The following is a 21,052-nucleotide window of genomic DNA, read 5'->3' on the forward strand; positions in this document are numbered from 1 at the left end:
GTAATGGATTTTACTGTGCCCTATGACTTTATGCTAAGAAAGACTACACTAGCCCCCGTTCAGGAGCGCCGCAGGACTCTCTAATGATAAGCTCTGGCTCCACGCTGAAAGAACTCGTGCCGGATTGGTTGTTTATTAGATCATATAGCATTAGCGCTGCTAGGCGGCCGATCTTATCTTTATTTTGGCGGATGGTAGTCAATAGGGGGGTTGTATAATTGCAGGCCTCGATATCATCACAGCCAATAATTGCGACAGTTTCAGGAACGGCGATAGAAGCCTCTTTAAGAGCACGCATCGCCCCTATAGCAAGCTGATCGGACGCCGCGAAGATCGCTCTAGGTAAATTTCCATTCTCAATCATTCTACGCATCGTCTCATACCCGCTGGCCTCAAAGAAGTTACTTCCGTTTAAGAACCAATTCTCGTTAATAGGCAGTCCTAAATCTTCAAGAGCTTTGCGATAACCACTTTCGCGCATATTGGAGATGTCTGAATCTGAGGAACTGCCGATGTAGCCAAGCTCTCGATAGCCCAGTAAGTAAAAGTGTTCCACCACTTTGGAGGACATTTTGAAATTATCCGACATGATAAAACCAGAGTTGTCACCGGTCAGCTTTAAATCTACGCCGATACACGGAATTGCACTGTTGTCTAATTCGCTGATAGAGGTTTCTAGCTCCTGTCCGGATAGAAGCACACACCCATCTACATTAAAATGCTGGCAACGGGCAAGATAATCGTTAGTATCGCCACTTTGGAATTTTTCATTGGAAAAAAAGATAAGGTCGTAACCTAGTAATCCCATTTGTTTTTTGAATGAATTTAGCACCTCGATGAAAAAAGGGTGGGTAAAGTCGACATTCAGCATTCCGGCAAAAATCACTCCGATTAGATTGGATGATTTCGTAGCCAATGTTTTAGCTGAATTGGAGGGGGTATATCCAGTTTCTTTTATAATTTGTTGAACCCTTGTCTTGGTATCTTCCGAAATATCACTGTAGTTATTAATGATTTTGGATACTGTCGAAACAGAAACTCCAGCAATTTTCGCTATATCTTTGATGCTGTAGGCCAAATTAAGTCCCCCTTATAGTGAAAAATGTTCCGTAATATATGTTTAAAATCTACTCAAGGCTATTTTTTATGACTTGAATTTATGATTTACGAAATAGTTTCGTTACTTATTTTATAGTTCAATAAGATTATAGTCAATGGGATGTTTACTCTTAAACTAGGATTATGCTTGGTTTTAAAGGTTTTTTTGAATATTTGGTTCAAAAAACGTTCAAAAACGAACAAAGAAAAAAGACTTTACAAAGACAAATAACGATGTAATAATAAAAACACCGAAACCGCTTTCTGTGATATCGTCCTTACTGTTTCGTGATTTTCAGGAATTAACATGTGGTTTCGTTAAAAGGGTCATAACAAATTATCTGGGGGGTAACAAAATGGTAAAGAAGCTTTCTGCGGTATTGTTGAGCTCAGCGCTAGTGCTCTCATTAGCAGCATGTGGAAACAGCAATAACAACGCGAATGGTGAGGCTACTCCGGGCAGCGGAACAAACAAGCCTGCATCTGGTGATAAGAAAGTGATTAAGATCTTACACTGGAAACAAGAGAATATTAACAAGGTCATTACAGAAATTAATAAAAAGTTTGAAGAAAAATATCCGGAATACAAAGTGGAGTACACAACCACGGGTCCGGATGATGAATTCAAACAAGCACAAAGAGCAAGAATTACAGCTGGTGACGTAGATGTTCTTGCCGATCTATCCGGTATGAGATTGTCCCCGAAAGATTGGACACCAGGTGCGAAAGTGCCAGACTGGCAACAATGGATTGATTCCGGACTGATTGCTGATCTGAGCAACGAAGCTTTCGTTAAAAACTACAATGCGAATGATATTGCTAAAGCCGGCACTTATAAAGATAAAGTGTATGCAATCCCAACCGGTAAAGTAGCAATGTCAGGATTCTTCTATAATAAAGAAATTTTTGAACAAAACGGTCTGACTGTACCTACAACTTGGACAGAGTTCATTAGTGTTCTAGATACATTGAAAGCTAAGAGTATTGTTCCAATCGTAGTGGCTGGTAAAGACGTATGGCCATTGAAACTGCCAGTGTTCGGTTTGCAAGCTAAGATTCTGGGTGGCGGCAACCAACAACAATGGATTGAGGGCGTTTGGAAGGGAACTTCGGCATTTAACGATGCTGAGGCTGTAGAAGTATTGGAGAAAATGAAGACGCTTCAAGATAACTACATCATCGACGGTTTCTTGGGTATCGACTATGCAACAGCACCTTCGTTTTTCGCAACAGGAAAAGCAGCTATGATTGCTGACGGAACTTGGGATGCTCCTACGATCGCGGCAGCAAATCCAGATGTGAAATTTGGTTACTTCCCAATCCCAGCTACAGAAGATGCTGCTAAGAATAATTCTCTTGTCGGTAAATACGATGTAACTTGGTATGCAGCAGAAAAAGGCCCGAACAAAGAAGGTGCTTTGAAATGGCTGGAATTCTTCTCTGAACCAGAAAACTACACAGAATATGTTAAAGCAGCAGGATTCTTGCCTACACAAGACAATATTGCCACTGAAAGTGATTTTATTGACAAAGAACTTGCTCCATACATGACTGGAGATTTCGAGCTTGCTTATGAAATTATGATGATTAACCGTGACAACGTTGGTGAACACATTGCAGCTGAAGGCGTTCACACTGAGTATTTGGCACCAGGCGGCGAGTTTAAAACCGCTAAAGAGCTTGCAGACGTACAACAAAAAGAATGGGAAGCAGCAGCACCTAAATAAGTAGCTATCCCAATAAATAAAAAAGAATCTACAACATACTGTACACCAAACATGTTTTACAGCTTCGGGGTCTGTTTTGTGCAGGCCCCGATCATTTTATTGAATTAGGATTGGGTAGGTGAGAGAAATGTATCCGTTCGGGAAAGGTTTTAAACGATATATACCGCTTCTGCTGCTAATGATTCCATTATCATTGTATGTAATTTTCTATTTTGGCCCATCTATGATGACGGTCATCTATTCATTTACAGATATCACTAACGTTCCTGGAAGCAAGATGAGTTTCGTAGGCCTTGACAATTATTATGATGTATTTTACTCAGGAAATTCAGGCGAGCGTTGGGATTCCATTATACGTACTATTTATTTCATGGTTATTGTAACCATTGTACAGAACGGTGTCGGTCTGCTTATGGCCGTAGTTATCAATCAGAAGCTGAAAGGCGATTATTTCTATCGCGCGGTATTCTTTTTACCGGTTGTGCTTGGTGTGGCGGTAGTTGCACTGGTATGGGGCATGATGTTCGATCCGCTGAGTGGTCCGGTTAACCAACTGTATGATTCTTTGTTCGGTTATAAAGATATGTTCTTTGGAAGCTTCACTCATGCGTTCGGTTATATTATATTTACGCAAATTTGGATGTATATGGGATATTCAATGTTGATTTTCCTTGCGGGACTACAATCCGTACCCAAAGATTTGTATGAGGCTGGATATATAGACGGAACTACGAAGTGGCAATCTTTTAAAAATATCACATTCCCACTTATCGCTCCATCCTTTACGATTAACATTATTTTGTCTATTATCGGTGCGATGTCCACCTTTGATATTATTCTCGCAACTACGGACGGTCGCTTTAACACAAGAACGATGGCATATGACGTTTATAAAGAGACGTTCCGTGGTTCTCTACAGATGGGACTTCCTTCCGCGCTTTCCGTGGTTCAGTTCCTTATGATTCTGGTGTTTGTAGTATTTGCAGTGAAACAAATGCGTAAGAGAGAGGTGGAATATTAATGAAGGATTCCAAAACCGCCAAAACTCTCTCTTATATTCTGATTGCAGTGTTGCTTGTTTTGTATATCATGCCGTTGTTATTTGTAATCAATATTTCATTCAAGTCCTTTACAGAATATCTGTTAGATCCTATCGGTCTCGTAAAAAGTATTCAATGGGATAATTATAAAGAAGCTTGGCTACAGGGTAATTTCTCTAATTATTTCTTAAACAGTCTGCTGTATACAGCCGTAGCAACAGTGCTGACCCTAATTGTTTCGTTATTCGGGGCCTTCCCGGTGGCGAGAAATTATGTGAAGTGGAGCGGATTTATTTATTTGTTCTTCTTGATGTCTCAGTTCCTGCCGAATCCAATGGTCGCACAGTTCAAGCTGATGCTTACCATGAAACAGGAGCTAGGATTTGTAGGTTATGACACGAAGCTGGGTTACATTCTCCTTAAAACAGGCGGAACGGGTATCGTGTTCATGATGTTTGTAGGTTACATCAAAGGAATTAGCCGGGAGATGGATGAAGCAGCAGGTATGGATGGCGCTGGATATATGCGTTATTTGTTCCAGATCATCATGCCACTTATGAAACCAGTAATTGCTACAGGTGTTATTCTAACAGCAATTAGTATCTGGAATGACTTCGTGGGGCCGGTCATGTATTTACCGAGTCCAGAAAACTATCCAATCACCTTCGGGCTTAAAGAATTCCGCGGTCAATACGGAAACAACTGGCCTATGTTGGCGTGCGGGATCATGATCGTATCTGCACCGCTTATCATCCTATACACCTTCATTCAAAAGTATATCGTTGACGGTGCATTGGCAGGTGCGGTTAAAGCTTAAGTAGTTGTGTAAATGAGAGGATGGAGAGAATGGATCGTAATAAAATTCATGGCTTCGAATTCACCGGAAATGATGGGGAATTCAGGCTTCAGCAACCGGATCGCAGCAGTTTTCTATATTTCCCTCTAGTGAATGAAGGGGGAATGATGTCGACAGTAACTCCAAAACTTCATGGTCAGGTTACCACAGGTCATAATTCATTTTTAACACCGCCATTATCTGTTGAAGATTTGCATAATTCGCGGGCTTCCCGCAACTTCTGGGTATACGTAGACGGCAAGGGAGCTTGGTCGGCAGTGGGGAACTCCGCTAAGCAAAATGCCGATTTTTATACATCGTCTACTGATGAAGCAGTACTAGAGGCTGGTTTCTTGTGGCAACGCGTAACGCGTTGTAACGCAGAGATGGGTGTTAAAGCTGAAATCACCAGCTTTGTGCCAAGTGGTAATGATAAAGTCGAATTAATGAAGGTTACGTTGACCAATACAGCAGCAGAGGCTATTACGCTGACACCGACAGCGGTAGTTCCGATTTACGCGCGTTCGGCGGATGATCTGCGCGATCATAGACATGTAACCTCCTTGCTTAACCGGATTTATACTTCACCCTATGGTGTTGAGGTTCAGCCTGCGCTCTCCTTTGATGAGCGGGGACACCGCATCAATCACACTTCTTATGGAGTATTTGGTGCAGAGGGTGACGGCAGTCAACCTGCGGGGTTCTTTCCGGTGCAGGAGGAGTTCATTGGAGAAGGTGGAAGCCTGGATTGGCCGGAAGCTGTTATCCTGAACAACACGCCGGAGATTGGCAAGGGCGGAGGCGTACAAAGAGAGGGATATGAGGCTATCGGGGGTCTTCGTTACGAGACGCTTACTCTGTCTCCTGGTGACAGCCATTCTTATATAGTAGTTATGGCGATCCATAATGAGAGAATTGATGTGGATGCTTTGATGAACAAATATGGTACATCTGAAGCCTTTGATCATTTGCTTGAGGAGACTAAAGCCTTCTGGGCAGATAAAGTGAATATGGTAGAATTTCATACCGGTGATTCAGATGCTGACCAATGGATGAAATGGGTTACGATTCAACCCGTGCTGAGAAGACTTTATGGTAACTCCTTCTTGCCTTATCATGATTATGGAAGAGGCGGACGTGGCTGGCGGGATCTTTGGCAGGATTGTCTAGCACTCCTTATTATGGAACCGGCTGAAGTACGCAGCTTACTGCTGAACAACTACGCTGGGGTAAGAATAGATGGTAGTAATGCCACTATTATCGGTCAACAGCCTGGTGAATTTATTGCCGACCGTAACAACATCCCGCGGGTGTGGATGGATCATGGGGCTTGGCCGTTCTTAACTACTATGTTATATCTGGATCAGAGTGGTGATCTTGATTTCTTATTGCAGGAACAGACGTATTTCCGCGATACCTTTATGAGTCGCTGTAAGGAACGTGATACTTCATGGGATACCTCGCTAGGAAGTGATCTCAGAACAACTTCTGGTGAGGTTTATAAAGGTACGATTCTGGAACATATCCTGCTGCAAAATCTGGTTCCGTTCTTTAATGTTGGAGAGCACAATAATATCCTGCTGGAGGGTGCAGACTGGAATGATGGTCTTGATATGGGCGCAGACCGGGGTGAGAGTGTAGCTTTCACAGCATTCTACGCAAGTAACTTATTGGATATTTCTCGTGTGCTGCGTACGCTAAAGACTTCTAAAGGGCAAGAGACAGTTGAATTGGCAGAAGAAATGAAACTATTGCTAGATTCGCTTGGTGAGCAAGTGGATTATGAATCTGTATCAGGCAAGCATGAAAGACTTAATCAATATTATGCTGCCGCTCCGAACAAAGTTAGCGGTATTCGTGCAGCACTCGACATAGAGACAGTAGCGGACGATCTGGAACAAAAAGCAGAGTGGATCTTTAATCACTTGCGCCGCAATGAGTGGGTGGAAAGTGAACAAGGTGGAGGCTGGTTTAACGGTTATTATAATAATGATGGAGAACAAGTGGAAGGGGAATTCGCAGAAGGCGTTCGAATGACGCTTACAGGTCAAGTATTCCCGCTGATGGGTCATGCAGCTGCGCCAGAGCAAATTCCGCATATCATTGCCGCCGTGGATCGTAATCTACTGGATGACAAAATTGGGTACAGACTTAATTCCCGTTTTGGAGGCATCCAGCAGAATCTGGGTCGCGCCTTTGGCTTTGCCTTTGGACATAAAGAGAACGGTGCTATGTTCAGTCACATGACCATCATGTATGGCAATGCGTTGTATAAACGCGGATATGTGAAAGAAGGACATAAAGTATTAGAATCTCTGTATAGCTTAAGTACTGACTTTGCAAAAGCCCGCATATACCCAGGAATTCCTGAGTATATTAACGAGCAAGGCAGAGGGATGTATACGTATTTAACAGGATCAGCAAGCTGGCTGCTGTTAACTATGGTTACTGAAGTATTTGGTGTAAAAGGTAAGCTAGGCGATCTTTTGTTGGAACCGAAGCTTGTTAAAGAGCAGTTTGATTCTGAGGGAAAAGCCTCTATTAAGACAATCTTCGCGGATCGCGAGTTTGAAGTGGTCTATAAAGCCACAGGAAGCTTAAACTACGGGGAGTACCAAATACACGCTGTTACCCTGAATGGCAGCGAGGTGACGCTGCAGCGCGGCTCAGGAAGTGCGATTATTCCGCGTGAAGAGTTGCTCTCTCTGCAGACAGAGAAATGCCACTTGATTGAAGTGACATTGGCGTAGCTTTATACGATATTTTAAGACGTCTGCACCGTTATTCATAGCGGCTGCAGACGTTTTTTTCAATAATGAATATTTATTCATTGTAACAATGAACGAAAGGGCGCGTTAGGTATGGGTTACAGACTGTCAAATGGCATATTAACTGTCGATATCGCTGATATCGGAGAGTATAAGGGCACACGTTTTGACTGGACAGGATTTATTACACAGGTGACATTAGAAGAGGGGAAACATACGTTTTGTGTGCCGGAAAGCTTGAAGCCAGGCGAAGGAACTGGGGGCAAGGGGCTTTGTAATGAGTTTGGCATTTCCCGGGCAATTGGATATGATGAAGCACCAATCGGAGGCTGGTTTCCAAAAATCGGAGTCGGATTGTTACAAAAAGGAAATTCCCTATTATACAGTTTCAATGAGGAGTTCCCCTTAACCTCTTTTAGTAAGGATATCGAAGCAGGGAATGATGCGGTCACCTATACGATCCACCCGATGGAAAGCAACGGATATGCTGTGCAGCTAACCAAAACGATTTCTTTACAGGGGGATCAATTAATAATTGCATATGAACTGCATAACAAAGGGCAAAAGCCTTTCCATACGGAGGAATATATTCACAACTTCATCGGAATCGACGGGTTGAATATTGGGCAGGATTTCGAACTGCGTCTTCCGAGGGAACTCAAGGTAGTAGAACCAGAATCCTCCTATACGAAAGAATTGCTAGAGGTATCCGGGAATACCCTTACTTGGTCAAAGGAACCGGATAAACCCTTTTATTGCAAGTTGAGCGGTTGGGAAGGTGAGGAAAATGAGTTCACCTGGGAGTTGGTTCATAAGCCTAGTGGAACAGGCGTGCGAGAGAGTGGGGACTTTCCAGTAGAACGTATGGCCCTGTGGGGAGAAGGTCATGTAGTCTCTCCTGAAGTATTTGTGAACATTAGTCTTTTACCGCGTCAAAGCAAGAGCTGGCGCCGATCTTACCGGTTTTTCACTGCGAAATGAGTACCGTCTTAACCTTTTATGTGAATAATTATACTTGCTGGTGCGGGAGAATATTGCTATCATAACCATATCCATATTGATAGGAGAGAAAGGGTGGGGAGCAGTTTTGAATAAGAGAGCATACAATTTTAATGCCGGACCGGCAGCATTGCCGCTTACGGTACTGGAACGCGCACAAGCGGAGTTTGTTGATTTCCGGGAAAGTGGAATGTCTATCATGGAGATGTCGCACCGTGGTGCAATTTACGAATCCGTGCATAATGAAGCGCAGGAACGTCTGCTTTCGCTCCTCGGCAATCCGAAGGGCTATAAGGTATTGTTCGTACAAGGCGGAGCAAGCACACAGTTTGCAATGATCCCTATGAACTTGATTTCCGAAGGCCAAGTAGGTAGCTATGTAATGACAGGTAGCTGGGCAGATAAAGCTTATAAAGAAGCCAAATTGGTAGGAGGCGCTCATGTTGCTGCTTCTTCCGAAGATAAGAAATTCTTGGCTATACCTGAATTAAGTTCGATCAAAGCTGCGGAGAATGCTGCTTACCTTCATGTTACTTCCAACGAGACCATTGAAGGAACGCAATATGCAGAATTTCCGGATGCAGGCTCGATTCCGTTAATCGCGGATATGTCCAGTGATATACTTTGCCGTCCAATCGATGTGAACCAATTCGGAATGATCTATGCCGGAGCACAAAAGAACCTTGGACCTTCAGGCGTGACTGTAGTTATCGCGAAAGAAGAATTGCTTGCAGAATCACCTTCTAACATTCCTACTATCATGCGTTACAGCACTCATTATAAGAATAACTCTCTTTACAATACACCTCCATCTTTCTCTGTATATATGGTGAACGAAGTATTAAAATGGATTGAGGAGCAAGGCGGCTTAGCTGGCATCCATTCCAAGAACCTTGAAAAATCGGGTCTGTTATATGATCACATCGATGGAAGTGACGGTTTCTACCGTGGTGTTGCAGAACAAGGCAGCCGCTCTATTATGAACGTTACTTTCCGGATGCAATCAGAAGAACTCGAAAAGCAGTTTGTCAAAGCTGCTGAACTGGAAGGTTTTGTCGGCTTAAAGGGTCACCGCAGTGTTGGGGGCTTGCGTGCTTCCATCTACAATGCAGTTCCTTACGAAAGTGTAAAAGCACTATCCGATTTCATGAACCATTTCCGGCAAACTCAAGGTTAATGAATTCTATCTATAACCTTCCGCCTTCTTGGTGGAAGGTTTTCAGTTTGTTTGGAGAAGCTATGGTTAGGCACTAGAGTAAAACATCTGGCTATTAAGCCTTTAGAGAGGAAGGAACCATATAATGGCACTCCATATCGTATTAGTCGAGCCGGAAATTCCGGCCAATACTGGCAACATTGCGCGTACTTGCGCCGCTACCGGCACTCATCTTCACTTGGTTCGTCCACTCGGATTCCGTACAGACGATGCTACATTAAAAAGAGCAGGATTAGACTATTGGCATGCTGTTACTATTGAATATCACGACTCCTTTGCTGAGGTTTTGGAGAAATATAGCGAGGGGCGTTTCTTTTACGCAACGACGAAAGCAGAGAAAAGATACAGCGACTTTAAGTTCCAAGATGGCGATTTTTTTGTTTTTGGCAAGGAAACGAAGGGGCTTTCTGCAGAGATTCTAGAAGCAGGTAAAGAAACAAAAATGCGCATGCCAATGAGTGATGCTGTGAGATCTCTGAATTTATCCAATTCGGCAGCAATTATTGTGTACGAGGCGCTTCGACAATTGGATTTCCCTAATCTTATTTAAAAAAAGACAAATTTTTTATTTTTTTCAGCAGGATTCGACAATTAGGTAACGAAATATATTGAAAGAGCCGAAATAAGTAGTAGCTACTAAATAATTTTTCTTGAACAGGAGAGGTGTACGTTAGTTATGAAACCTGCTGGTGTAGTTCGCAAAGTGGATCAGTTGGGTAGAATTGTTCTGCCTAAGTCCCTGCGTAAAAGGTATCAGATGAATGAAGGCGACCCGGTTGAAATTTTGGTACAGGGTGACCATATCATCTTGGAGCGTTACCGTCCAAAATGTGTTTTCTGTGGATCGATGGATGGTGTAAGCGAATATAAAGATCGTTATATTTGTTCTGCATGCCTTTCGGAAATGACTCAATTGCCAAGACATGCCTAAGAAGTACATATTTTGAATTTTGACAGCCAAGAGCTTATAAAAAAACTGTCCTCTTCGTAGAACTCTTCTACTTGGGGGGCAGTTTTTTTATGATACGAAAAATGCCCCCGCACCAAGTGGCTGCAGGGACACATCGGCTTTATAGGACTTTTGTTTTGTCGTCGTTGTAAGATGAGGTAAGGATGCCGACCGTAAATAACACAAATACGAACATTACGATCCAAAAGGTTAATGAGAACGACATACTAACACCTCCAATAGCGAATGTATTCGTTATCAAGATTATAACCTGCAATTTAATAAAAATAAACGCAAATGTGATATGTTACATAGACAATTTACTATATTATTTAAAAAACAGAAAATTCGTTGGCACAGCTCTTAGATTTCCATCGGATGGTTTATTGATAACTCTTCCGTTAAAGATCAATGAGGAAGAGCCACCACCATCTAAATTATAAGCATCTACGAGACCCATATTCGATAATTTGTTCTGAATCTCCTCCAGCTGTGCACCAGAGCTGCCATACTCATTATATCCATCCGCTACAAAAAGCAGGATCTGATCATCTTTATATTTGCCGATCACGGTACGTGGTGCCCGATTAGGGGATGTTTTCCACTTTTCGGGTATGGGTGTTTTGATGTTGTTTTTAAGGAGGACAGGCACAAAGGTGGCGCCGAATACCGGATCTAGCTGATCTAATTGTGCGCGACTGTAGAATTTCCCGCCGATTAATTGCCCGGATTTGTTCAGCCCAACAAAACTTAGGTCCTTGTACGTCGGCTCAAAACCGTATAAATACTTTCCATCCACTACAGTTGTGCTTAAGGGATAACGTTTTCCGGATTGATCTGCAAAGCCGCCCGCATTAATACCAGCAATTGCACCATTACGCTGTACGGCATGCATAGTAGTTTCCGCACCGGAGGCTGTCTCCGCCAAGCTCATCTTCATAGCGGTCGGGTCCTTCAATTTGATTTTCAACGCATAAGCTTTGTAGTTTCCTGGATTCAATCGATATAACTCAACTCTTATACGGTCGCTAGTAACGATCTCTGAAGGTATACCAAGCTTGGCTGAAATCCTGCGGTTATAGATCAGTTCAGGCCGGGTCGCCTGAGTCTGTGCTGTTTCGACCAGCTTATTCATCGTAGTGGTAGTCTCTTTATATAGCTTGGCACTAGCGCTGACAGCATCAATGGTGTAAGCTGCGGAGGCCTCTGCCAGCGTCAGCTCTTTTTTTAAGGAAGCTGTTTCATTCACTGGCCCAGCGCTTGGTGTGAATTGTCCTACATCAAGGTCTAGCTGTAGCGGTGGTCGATACCACGACATACAAATAACCAAGCCTATGAACGGTGCAGTTAGAAGCATGAAGAAGCGGTTTACTCTTTTGACTGGCGTCATCATTTGATCAGATCCATTTCTTTCTTCAAAGCTTCTAACTGTTTGCTTACCTCACTCAATTGCGTATATAGCTTGTTGCTGTTATCTGTCTTGGCACTAGCATTATCTTTAGTGAAGGTTAATAGTTCGTTAAAGCTTTGCACTGTATTCTGCAATTCCTTCACTTCTTCAGAGAGAACGGCAATTTTTGCTTCATAGTCGGTCTTCAAAACGGTAAGCTGCTGCTGGCTCTGAGTACTAAGTTCGGTAAGCACCTGTTGCTTCAGATGGTTCGTGTAGCTGTATACAGCATATACGCCGAGTCCGATCATCATAATCCAGAACAGTAAAAACCATTTTACGGAAGGGCCGTTTCTCGCAGTAGTAGAGCGCGAGCGTACCGGGGACGTTTCCGCTAGCGGTTGCATTTTATCACCTCGGGTTGGTCTTTTTTTCAAGTCCCCATTCTATCAGACTTTGACAAGATTCGCAAAAATGTAAGAGAGTATGAAAACTAGAAAAAGTAATTGCATCCTATTAAACTACTGCGATACAATTTCTATAGATTGGAATTCTGATAGACGTACACAAGGTAACCAGCTAGAGATTATACAGACAAGTCATCATACAGCCTTGCTTGCGTTTTAACCGGAAACGCTGCGGCGCTTTCCTTTCTAGATGATTATATATAGAGCAGGGGGTCAGGGCATTAATGATGAAGGTTTGGCAGGTGGTCATTGTGGGGTGTCATCCTACAAGTATGCTGGGGACAAAATTGATTTTGGAAGAGGAAGAGGGGCTTAAGGTTCTGGGAATGTATTCCACTTGGGACGAAGGCGCTACCATCGTAAGGGAAAAAAATCCCGAGCTAGTGCTAGTAGATTATCATATGCCTGAGGGAAATATTGAGAGTGTGCTGTTAAATATGAAAAAAAGCTCACCAAACTCACATTTTGTCGTGATGACAGACGAAGACGGGCGAGAACTGCTTCAGCCCCTCGTAGAACTAGGAGCCAGCGGGATATTCTCGAAGGGAGCTTCTCCCCGTCAGCTTTTACAGCTGATCCTGGGTTTACGGGAGGGTTTTCTTTCAATGCCGTTGGAATGGATTGAAAAAGGAGCTTGGCCGATTTCGACATTTAAAGGATTAGATGATGTTCTGCAACTGACGGAGACAGAGATGTTTATCATGGAGCGAATCGTTCAAGGGATTACCTACGATAAAATTGCGCTTGAAATTGCGGTAAGCCGTCGGTCCATTGATAATTATTTGCGCAAAATCTATGTAAAGCTAGATGTTTCGACCCGGGCACAAGCGATTGAGAAATTCGCGCTCTTCTCAAGACAAAACAGGCAAATCTACGCCTAACCCACGCTTTACGACATAATGACGTATGGGGTGGAATATTCTTGGAGTAGAAGTAAGAATATCATGTTGAATGGGTAACCATCCCATCCTTGGATGAGGATGACGAAGCCGTTTCTACTTGGTAACAGGGAAGGGGGATTTCGCATGATTTACGAATTTTCTGCTCGCGCACACACATTGTTGTCGTCATCGCTTCTTAGTATCCGCACCCAAACACGGAGAAGCTCCATGATATCGCTAGCTGAAGAATTACCAGCGGAAGAACTATTCCCATTGTCACTGCTTGCTGAAGCAGCATCTACGGTGATTTCAGCAGATGCGGGAGCACTGCAATATGGTGATCCTGCAGGGTACGGACCGCTTCGGGAGTGGCTTGCAGGGGATTGGCTTAAAGAAAAAGGGGTAAATGTTGTTGAAGGTGGAGTTCTGCTAACAACGGGTAGCCAGCAAGCCATTGATTTGTTGTCGCGGGTGTATATTGATCCAGGAGATCGTGTATTAGTAGAAAATCCGACCTCTCCAGGATTTTTGCAGACTCTTCGGATGCAGGGGGCCGTTATTATTCCTGTACAGGGTGATTTGGACGGGCTTGATCCGGAGCATTTGCGGAGCCAGATCGAGCTGCATAAGCCGAAAATGCTGTTCGCAACCCCTAGCTTTACCAATCCAAGCGGCATTTTATGGAGTTTGGAGAGACGCCGCGCAGTATTGGATTTATGTATCGCATATAACATCTTGATTGTGGAAGATGATTCTTATGGGGATTTGCACTTCCAGAAGCAGGGTGAACACAAGGCTAAAAGATATCCGTCTTTGTATGCACTGGAAAATATCAGCGATGGCGGACACGTGCTTTATATCGGTTCGTTCAGCAAGACCGTTGCGCCCGCGCTGCGGACGGGCTGGGCGGCAGGCAGCCGAGTCTTGATCAGAATGATGTCTGCGGCTAAGCAGATGGCCGATTGGCAGTCGAGCGCATTAAATCAGCGGCTGCTGCATCATTTATTGGATGTGTCTGCGTTTGATCTGCGTGAGCATATCGCGCAGCTGAATCGAGAGTATAACACCCGTCTGAAGCTTATGGTGGAACTGCTCAAGCGGCCTGCTTGGAAGGGCAGCTCCTATGACCTTCCATCAGGAGGCATGTTCCTGTGGGTCGCACCACCAGAGGGAATGGATGTTATGGCGTTGCTCAAATGTGCGCTGGGTAAGGGAGTGGCTTTTTTGCCAGGTCCGTTATGTAGTGTAGATGGAGTCAGCAATCACCTTCGCCTTAACTTTAGCCATCCCGGCAGGGATGAGCTGCTGCTTGGCATGAATCTGATGAGCGAAGCGGTTAAGGAGTTCACAGCACGGAGTTAGGTAGTGGAATGAAAGTTGTGAATGAAAGATTGAAATGAATGACATGATGAAAACACAAGACACTTTTAGAGCTAAAACAAGGACAGAATTACAAGTCGGGCAAGACGAAGTTCGTGATGTGAGATTAATTAGGGAAATCCTCCCTAAAACTGGTCGATTTGAACTCTAAAATGGACTGTTTAGGGAATTTCTCCCTAAAAAATCAAGGGATTCCCCGTTTTAGGGGTAAATCTGGCGAAAATCAGGGAGGAATTCCCTAAAATGCAGTTTTTAGCGTGTGAATCGAAGAATATTGGGGAGGATTTCCCTAATAACTTAGTGTGCCCTTTTCGGAATGGTGTTTTTAAAGCTTATTTTGCTTTGAATGATTCAGCAAGAGTAGCTTGTTAAAGCAAGAGTAGAGAAAATAGTAATTAGTAAATAGCGCTCGTGTTCGAAGATTGTAAATAAGTTAGTTAAGTACAGTCAAGTAGAGCTGGATGAGGTACGCATGAGACATGAACGTGGTAAGAGTGAGATGCAGACATGTAACGTGGGAAGAGCGAGTTAAACACGCGGTAAGAATGCAATTCGAATAGGGAACGTATGAGTACTAATGAGATATGAGTAAAATAAGACATGGTACGTATGAGATACTAGTGTGTTAAAAATGTAATCTAAATGTGGTATGAGTGTAGTAAGAGCGTGGTACGCATCAGATACTAATATGTTAAGTGTAAGTTAAGAACATGGAATGCACAGAGATAGGTTTTAAATAAGATTAGACATACGAAAAAGCATCCCGTAGTTGGGATGCTTTTTGGCGTTATTTACACATGTTATGTGTGCATCAGAATAATAAGTTTAAAGTCTGAGTAAATGATTAGAACCGAGCTAAAAGAATAAGACCCGACTAAAAAGAAATAGTCGATAGAAGTACTGTCCAGGCTAGGTTAGCTAATTAATGGGATGATTGCTGTTATTGGGTACGCCGCTTGTTATCGCGGCATATTCCACCAGCGCCGCATGACCGGCTGGGGTTAGGGTGTAACGCCCACGGCTTACCCGGTGAAACCAGCCGTAGTAGTTATTCTGAAGCATAGCGGCGGCGGTGGGTACGCCGCTACGCTTCCGCAGCTCGGCCGGAGTGATGCCGGCCGAGCGGGGAGCGCTTCCTGCGGCCAATACGGCCGCTGGAAGCGTGCTTGAGGCAGCGCTAGGGGCATCGCTTCGCGTGCCTGCCGCCGCTGCCTCCCGTGCTGCCGCGTCCCCGGCAGCACGGCTCTCCGGCGCTGAGCTCAGCGCCGGAACCTGTTCAGCGGTGCCCTCCGCTGAACGTCTGGCAGCTGCGAGCGAAGCCTTCGCCGCTGCCTTCTCTGCAGCGGCGAAGGCGTCCGCCTCCGCTGCTTGCAGAGAAAGCGCGACACGCAGCGCTTTCTCGCGGTAGGCTGTCACGAGCTTGACGCGCGTGCTGCCGCCATGTTGTAGTCTCCGCTGCGCTCGCGGAACTCATAGAGCAGGCGTTCGCGCCGCCGCTTATTGCTGCGCTGCGCAGGCGGCTTCTCGTCTGGCTCTACGAGCACCTCGACCAGCGGTGCTTTGGTCTTATAAAAGATAACAGTGATCAGCCCAAGACCGAGCTTACGGCATAATCCGCTAAGCTCGCCCCAGCGCTGGTTCACCGCTCCTTTTTTATCACGGACACGTTCCACTGCGAGATAGACGGTGGGACTGAGCTTCAACCGTTCTACCCCTTGCAGCAGTAAGGCGAGATTGAATGATTTTTTCATCTCCACAATCAGAGGATGCTCAATGTCCTCCCGAATCCCCACCAAATCGCAGGTCCGAACCTCACCTTTGATGCTGTAACCCTGCTTTTCAAAAAAAATCTTCAAAGGAGCATACAGCTCCGTTTCATGTCGTACCGCCATCTTGTCACTCCCGTAGGCCCTTATTTTCGGGTTTCCCAATAAGGTTTTACAGCCATTTTCTGATTCTCTATTATAGCACAGTAAAAAAGAGGTCAACTATTCCGCGCTTGCCGCATAGGTATGTAATACACTTTTTAACGCTATAGGAGAGCAAGTAGAAGAGCAAGTAGGAGCGCAAGAGGAGGCAGCGAGCAATGGACATTTTTGAGCGTATAGCTTCGTATCGGGCTGAGAACGACCGGTTGGCGTGGAGCGGCACCTTCAAGCAGTATATAGAACTGTTGAGAAAAGACCCCTCTCCCGCAAAAACCGCTCACTCCCGCGTTTATGACATGATTAAGTCGCACGGCGTAGAGGACATAAACGGACGCAAACGGTATAAGTTTTTTGAACAGGAGATTTTTGGACTTGATCGTGCAGTCGAAAAGTTGGTCGAGGAATATTTTCACTCTGCAGCACGTCGGCTTGATGTTCGCAAACGGATTTTGTTATTGATGGGACCTGTCAGTGGGGGAAATCGACCCTGGTCACGCTGCTTAAACGTGGTTTGGAACAGTACTCGCGGACAGATGCGGGTGCGGTATACGCAATAGAAGGCTGCCCGATGCATGAGGACCCGCTGCATTTGATCCCGCTGGAGCTCCGTCCGGAGATTGAGAAGGAACTTGGTGTACGTATTGAGGGCAACTTGTGCCCATCCTGCCAGATGCGTCTAAGAAATGATTATGCTGGTGACATTGAGCAGGTTAAGGTGACGCGTGTTATTCTGTCAGAAGAAGAGCGGGTAGGGATTGGTACTTTTAGTCCCTCTGATCCGAAGTCTCAGGATATCGCCGATTTGACAGGAAGTATTGATTTTTCGACCATTACTGAATTTGGTTCGGAATCTGATCCGCGTGCCTACCGTTTTGATGGGGAGTTGAACAAAGCTAACCGTGGGCTGATGGAATTTCAGGAAATGCTCAAATGCGACGAAAAGTTTTTATGGAACCTGCTGTCACTGACGCAAGAAGGCAATTTCAAGGCTGGCCGCTTCGCGTTGATAAGTGCGGACGAAATGATAATTGCTCATACAAATGAAACCGAGTATAAGTCGTTTATTTCTAATAAAAAGAATGAAGCGCTCCAATCCCGTATGATTGTTATGCCTGTTCCGTATAACCTCAGAGTTTCGGAAGAGGAAAAAATCTACGCGAAGCTGATCGCCCAGAGTGATATGAGTCATGTGCATATTGCACCACATGCGCTGCGTGCCGCCGCTATTTTTTCTATCCTAACCCGTCTTAAAGAAAGCAAAAAACAAGGTATGGATCTGATCAAAAAGCTGCGGATGTACGATGGCGAAGAGGTCGAAGGCTATAAAGAGGCCGATCTTAAAGAGATGCAAACGGAGTATTTAGATGAGGGCATGTCCGGAATTGATCCGCGTTATGTTATCAACCGCATTTCCAGCGCTCTGATCAAAGGAGATCTGCAGTGCATGAACGCACTGGATGTCCTGCGGGCGATAAAGGATGGCCTGGATCAGCATCCGTCGATTACAAAAGAGGAGCGGGAGCGTTATCTGAACTTCATCTCCATTGCCCGCAAGGAATATGATATTTTAGCGAAAAGTGAAGTACAAAAGGCATTTGTCTACTCCTTTGAGGAATCTGCGAAGACACTTTTCGAGAATTATCTAGATAATATCGAAGCTTTCTGCAATTGGTCGAAAATTCGTGATCCGCTGACGGATGAGGAAATGGAGCCGGATGAGCGGTTAATGCGTTCGATTGAAGAGCAAATTGGAATCTCTGAGAATGCAAAAAAAGCGTTCCGTGAAGAGATCCTGATCCGGATTTCCGCGTATTCACGCAAAGGGAAGAAATTCGAGTACAACAACCACGACCGTCTGCGGGAAGCGATTGAGAAAAAGCTGTTCACAGATCTCAAAGATATTGTCAAAATCACCACCTCGTCCAAAACACCTGATGAAAGTCAGCTCAAACGAATCAACGAGGTATGCGCCAGACTTATTGATGGACATCACTACTGCCCAATTTGCGCCAACGAGCTGTTGAAATACGTGGGAAGTCTGCTTAACCGTTAAAAAAGAATTCATTTATGCGGGGTGTTCCAAAAGCCATGAAAATGGCTGTGGAGCACTCTTTTTTTGCCCTTCCATGTTGTATCTTCCTCCTTTTACCCTCCTAATGTTAATCTAAACACCGCAACCCGTCTGACTAATTTGGCTGTTGTGCGTAAGAAGTTGCTAAAGGACACAGGTGACCCTAAACGTAGATTTTGAGCATATTTCGCAGGCTATCGGACCCCATGGTCGCTATTAGCAGGAAAAACCCTAAATATGAGCCGTTTTTGACTAATAGCTGCACTGGAGTCCGAAACTCCGCTCAAAAGGCGATGTTTTTGCAATTAACGTCATCTGGGTCCTTTAGTCAGTCGTTGGGAGCAACAGAACTGAAGAGTAAGTAGTTACGTGGATCCAGCGTTGTCTACTTCGAGGCTTACCCAAAATGATGGTGACTAAGAATACGCAGAGTTGTGATCCTTTTGTAAATGGAGGATCACTGCTCTGTTTTTCTATACAGGCAATAATGCAGCTCAGCAAAACAGGAACAGTCCATTTCCAGCGCAGTTGATATAATGAAATCACCGTACGGGGAAAGGCTGGTGCTGCACTTGAATTACAGTAAAGATATAGAAAAATGTGTTGAATATATAGAAGCTCATATTAAAGAAAATATAACGGTTGAAGAAATAGCGACGGAGGTCGGATATTCGGTGTATCATTTTTGCCGAGTGTTTAGCTTGTGCAAAGAAATGTCTGTGATGGAATATGTGCGGAGCCGAAAATTATCCTTAGCCTCAATTGAATTATTTGCTGGAAAAAAGATCATTGATATTGCGCTGGACTATGGTTTTGAAACACAAAGTGGCTTTACTAAAGCTTTTCGCAAAACCTTTGGTTATAGTCCGACACAATATGCGGCACGGATGGATGGGTTTAGTAAAGGAAATTCAATATTTGATATCGGAGGTTATATTATGAATCCTGTTTTTGTTCGTAAGCCTGCTTTTAAGGTGGCTGGTTATGGTATCCAAACTAATGTTGCGGGTAGTATGTACACTAAGGATATTGCTTCTTTTTGGAGCCATTATGAGGGTGAAAACCTGGAGTCCAAAATGTATAAAATACTAAACCCGCCTAAACACGGAGAAGTTGGTTTATGTATTCCGTCTTCAGATAACGGCAATGCCACCTATCTTTTGGGTGTTATTGTTGAGGACTACTCCAAGGTAGAAGCTGATATGTTGACGATGGATGTGCCAGAAGCCGAATATGCCGTGTTTACAACACCTCCAGTGGATACTTCAACGGATACAGAGCAAATAGAGTTTGCCCAAGTCATAAAAAGCAGCTGGAAGTACATCTTCGAAGAATGGTTTAAGGACAGTGGTTACGTTTATGACGAGACTAAGCTGGATTTTGAGTTTTACGATGAACGCTGCCATTCGCGGCCAGATACAGTGATGGAGATTTACGTTCCTGTGAAAAAGTTGACTGAATAGTCGATAAGGGCAAAGACCGCGCGGTGATAATTGTAATTTCAGAAATGTTTGGACTTTAGGTCGCTGACAAAGGCGAACGCTACGGACCTACATTTTCAAACTTCCTTACGTTACGTTCACCTGAGCATTTGCCATGTGCAGTTATTAAGTTGATATGAGGGTGTCGATGGAGGTCCGCAGCGTATTACCGCTGTGGGTCTCCTTTTTTAGGAACCTCCATATGGAAACCAATGATACTTTTGGGGTGTTTTTTTATCTAATCAGTTTATGTTTGACGAGTATGTTCTTCCGTAGTGTAATAGAGTCAATTAGAAAGGTAATTCGAAAATAACGGGGAGTGGGGCAGATGATTAGAGAAGCGAGAGCTGATGACTGGAAAGACATAGCGGAATTATTAGAACAGTTGGGATATCCAGATACAGAAGTGTTCATGCAAGAAAAAATAGAAAAGCTAATCCTACATCCGGACGAGGAATTATTGGTTTTTGAGGAAGATGATAAAGTGGTAGCTTGTATTTCCATGCATTACATATCCCAATTAGGTCTGGTAGGAGAGACTGCAATTATAAGTTATCTTGTGGTGAGTAATGCCATTAGGAGCAAAGGAATTGGACGAAAGCTTGAGGAGTATTGCGCTGATTTAGCTAGAAAAAGATACTGTGATAAAATTCAGGTTCATTGTCATTCCAGAAGAACTGATGCGCATAGATTTTATGCTCGACAAGGATTTGTTGAGGCTCCAAAATATTTCTCGAAGTCGTTAAAAGTATCTGAATCCTCATTTTAGTCATAGCAAAAAACGGCAGACCAGGGTGTTAATACCCGTTTAGGTCTGCCGCT

At 44.1% G+C, this 21,052-nt stretch carries 15 protein-coding genes and 3 pseudogenes; 13 read left to right on the forward strand and 5 right to left on the reverse strand.

The window, feature by feature from the left end:
- Positions 1–43: 43 nt before the first annotated feature.
- A complete protein-coding gene (locus MHH50_RS08585) occupies positions 44–1,078 on the reverse strand; it encodes a LacI family DNA-binding transcriptional regulator (RefSeq protein ID WP_076101584.1) in 1,035 nt (344 codons plus the stop codon).
- Positions 1,079–1,454: 376 nt separating this feature from the next.
- Between MHH50_RS08585 and MHH50_RS08590 the strand changes: the two genes are divergently transcribed.
- The 8 genes from MHH50_RS08590 to MHH50_RS08625 all read left to right on the forward strand — a co-directional run bounded on the left by MHH50_RS08590 (position 1,455) and on the right by MHH50_RS08625 (position 10,614).
- The gene (locus MHH50_RS08590) at positions 1,455–2,825 is read left to right on the forward strand and encodes an extracellular solute-binding protein (protein ID WP_076126433.1); all 1,371 of its coding nucleotides are present in this window, start codon (positions 1,455–1,457) and stop codon (positions 2,823–2,825) included.
- 127 nt (positions 2,826–2,952) lie between these two features.
- A complete protein-coding gene (locus MHH50_RS08595; protein ID WP_076126435.1) occupies positions 2,953–3,846 on the forward strand; it encodes a sugar ABC transporter permease in 894 nt (297 codons plus the stop codon).
- Positions 3,846–4,682: a carbohydrate ABC transporter permease gene (locus tag MHH50_RS08600; protein WP_036684447.1), complete on the forward strand. Its 837-nt coding sequence runs from the start codon at positions 3,846–3,848 to the stop codon at positions 4,680–4,682. The genes MHH50_RS08595 and MHH50_RS08600 overlap by 1 nt, the downstream gene beginning before the upstream one ends.
- A 29-nt stretch (positions 4,683–4,711) precedes the next feature.
- Positions 4,712–7,450, forward strand: coding sequence for a cellobiose phosphorylase (locus MHH50_RS08605; RefSeq protein WP_076192810.1), 2,739 nt, complete (start codon positions 4,712–4,714; stop codon positions 7,448–7,450).
- Between the two features lie 111 nt (positions 7,451–7,561).
- A complete protein-coding gene (locus MHH50_RS08610) occupies positions 7,562–8,449 on the forward strand; it encodes a hypothetical protein (protein WP_340034195.1) in 888 nt (295 codons plus the stop codon).
- Between the two features lie 106 nt (positions 8,450–8,555).
- Positions 8,556–9,644 (forward strand): 3-phosphoserine/phosphohydroxythreonine transaminase, encoded by a 1,089-nt coding sequence (serC, locus tag MHH50_RS08615; RefSeq protein ID WP_036684441.1) that lies wholly within the window; start codon positions 8,556–8,558, stop codon positions 9,642–9,644.
- A 124-nt stretch (positions 9,645–9,768) separates the two neighbouring features.
- The gene (trmL, locus tag MHH50_RS08620; protein WP_076218323.1) at positions 9,769–10,233 is read left to right on the forward strand and encodes a tRNA (uridine(34)/cytosine(34)/5-carboxymethylaminomethyluridine(34)-2'-O)-methyltransferase TrmL; all 465 of its coding nucleotides are present in this window, start codon (positions 9,769–9,771) and stop codon (positions 10,231–10,233) included.
- A gap of 126 nt (positions 10,234–10,359) precedes the next feature.
- Complete coding sequence (locus MHH50_RS08625) at positions 10,360–10,614, forward strand: AbrB/MazE/SpoVT family DNA-binding domain-containing protein (protein ID WP_036684437.1); 255 nt, start codon at positions 10,360–10,362, stop codon at positions 10,612–10,614.
- 346 nt (positions 10,615–10,960) lie between these two features.
- Here the strand turns inward: MHH50_RS08625 and MHH50_RS08630 are convergent, their stop codons facing one another.
- On the reverse strand, positions 10,961–12,025 hold the full coding sequence (locus tag MHH50_RS08630) for a phosphodiester glycosidase family protein (RefSeq protein ID WP_139331019.1): 1,065 nt from the start codon (positions 12,023–12,025) through the stop codon (positions 10,961–10,963).
- Positions 12,022–12,429, reverse strand: a complete 408-nt coding sequence (locus tag MHH50_RS08635; RefSeq protein ID WP_036684435.1) for a hypothetical protein — start codon at positions 12,427–12,429, stop codon at positions 12,022–12,024. Before MHH50_RS08635 ends, MHH50_RS08630 begins: the two co-directional genes overlap by 4 nt.
- Before the next feature lie 284 nt (positions 12,430–12,713).
- On the opposite strand from MHH50_RS08635, the gene MHH50_RS08640 reads away from it, so the two are divergent.
- Both MHH50_RS08640 and MHH50_RS08645 read left to right on the forward strand, forming a co-directional pair.
- Positions 12,714–13,370: a response regulator transcription factor gene (locus tag MHH50_RS08640; protein ID WP_036684433.1), complete on the forward strand. Its 657-nt coding sequence runs from the start codon at positions 12,714–12,716 to the stop codon at positions 13,368–13,370.
- A 144-nt stretch (positions 13,371–13,514) separates the two neighbouring features.
- Positions 13,515–14,732, forward strand: a complete 1,218-nt coding sequence (locus MHH50_RS08645; protein WP_036684431.1) for a PLP-dependent aminotransferase family protein — start codon at positions 13,515–13,517, stop codon at positions 14,730–14,732.
- Positions 14,733–15,668: 936 nt separating this feature from the next.
- Here the strand turns inward: MHH50_RS08645 and MHH50_RS08650 are convergent.
- Both MHH50_RS08650 and MHH50_RS08655 read right to left on the reverse strand, forming a co-directional pair.
- A pseudogene (locus MHH50_RS08650) lies at positions 15,669–15,863 on the reverse strand (DUF2161 family putative PD-(D/E)XK-type phosphodiesterase); the annotation flags it as partial.
- A 255-nt stretch (positions 15,864–16,118) separates the two neighbouring features.
- Positions 16,119–16,642, reverse strand: a pseudogene (locus MHH50_RS08655) (DUF2161 family putative PD-(D/E)XK-type phosphodiesterase); the annotation flags it as partial.
- 194 nt (positions 16,643–16,836) lie between these two features.
- On the opposite strand from MHH50_RS08655, the pseudogene MHH50_RS08660 reads away from it, so the two are divergent.
- The 3 genes and pseudogenes from MHH50_RS08660 (at position 16,837) to MHH50_RS08670 (ending at position 20,999) form a co-directional block, all read left to right on the forward strand.
- Positions 16,837–18,731 (forward strand): annotated as a pseudogene (locus tag MHH50_RS08660) (PrkA family serine protein kinase).
- 554 nt (positions 18,732–19,285) lie between these two features.
- Entirely contained in the window at positions 19,286–20,212 is a 927-nt protein-coding gene (locus tag MHH50_RS08665; protein ID WP_248547664.1) for an AraC family transcriptional regulator, read from the forward strand.
- A 346-nt stretch (positions 20,213–20,558) separates the two neighbouring features.
- The gene (locus MHH50_RS08670; protein ID WP_340034196.1) at positions 20,559–20,999 is read left to right on the forward strand and encodes a GNAT family N-acetyltransferase; all 441 of its coding nucleotides are present in this window, start codon (positions 20,559–20,561) and stop codon (positions 20,997–20,999) included.
- Positions 21,000–21,052 lie beyond the last annotated feature (53 nt).

This window comes from Paenibacillus sp. FSL H3-0302 (assembly GCF_037982245.1).
In the GTDB taxonomy this organism is placed as follows: domain Bacteria; phylum Bacillota; class Bacilli; order Paenibacillales; family Paenibacillaceae; genus Paenibacillus_AQ; species Paenibacillus_AQ odorifer.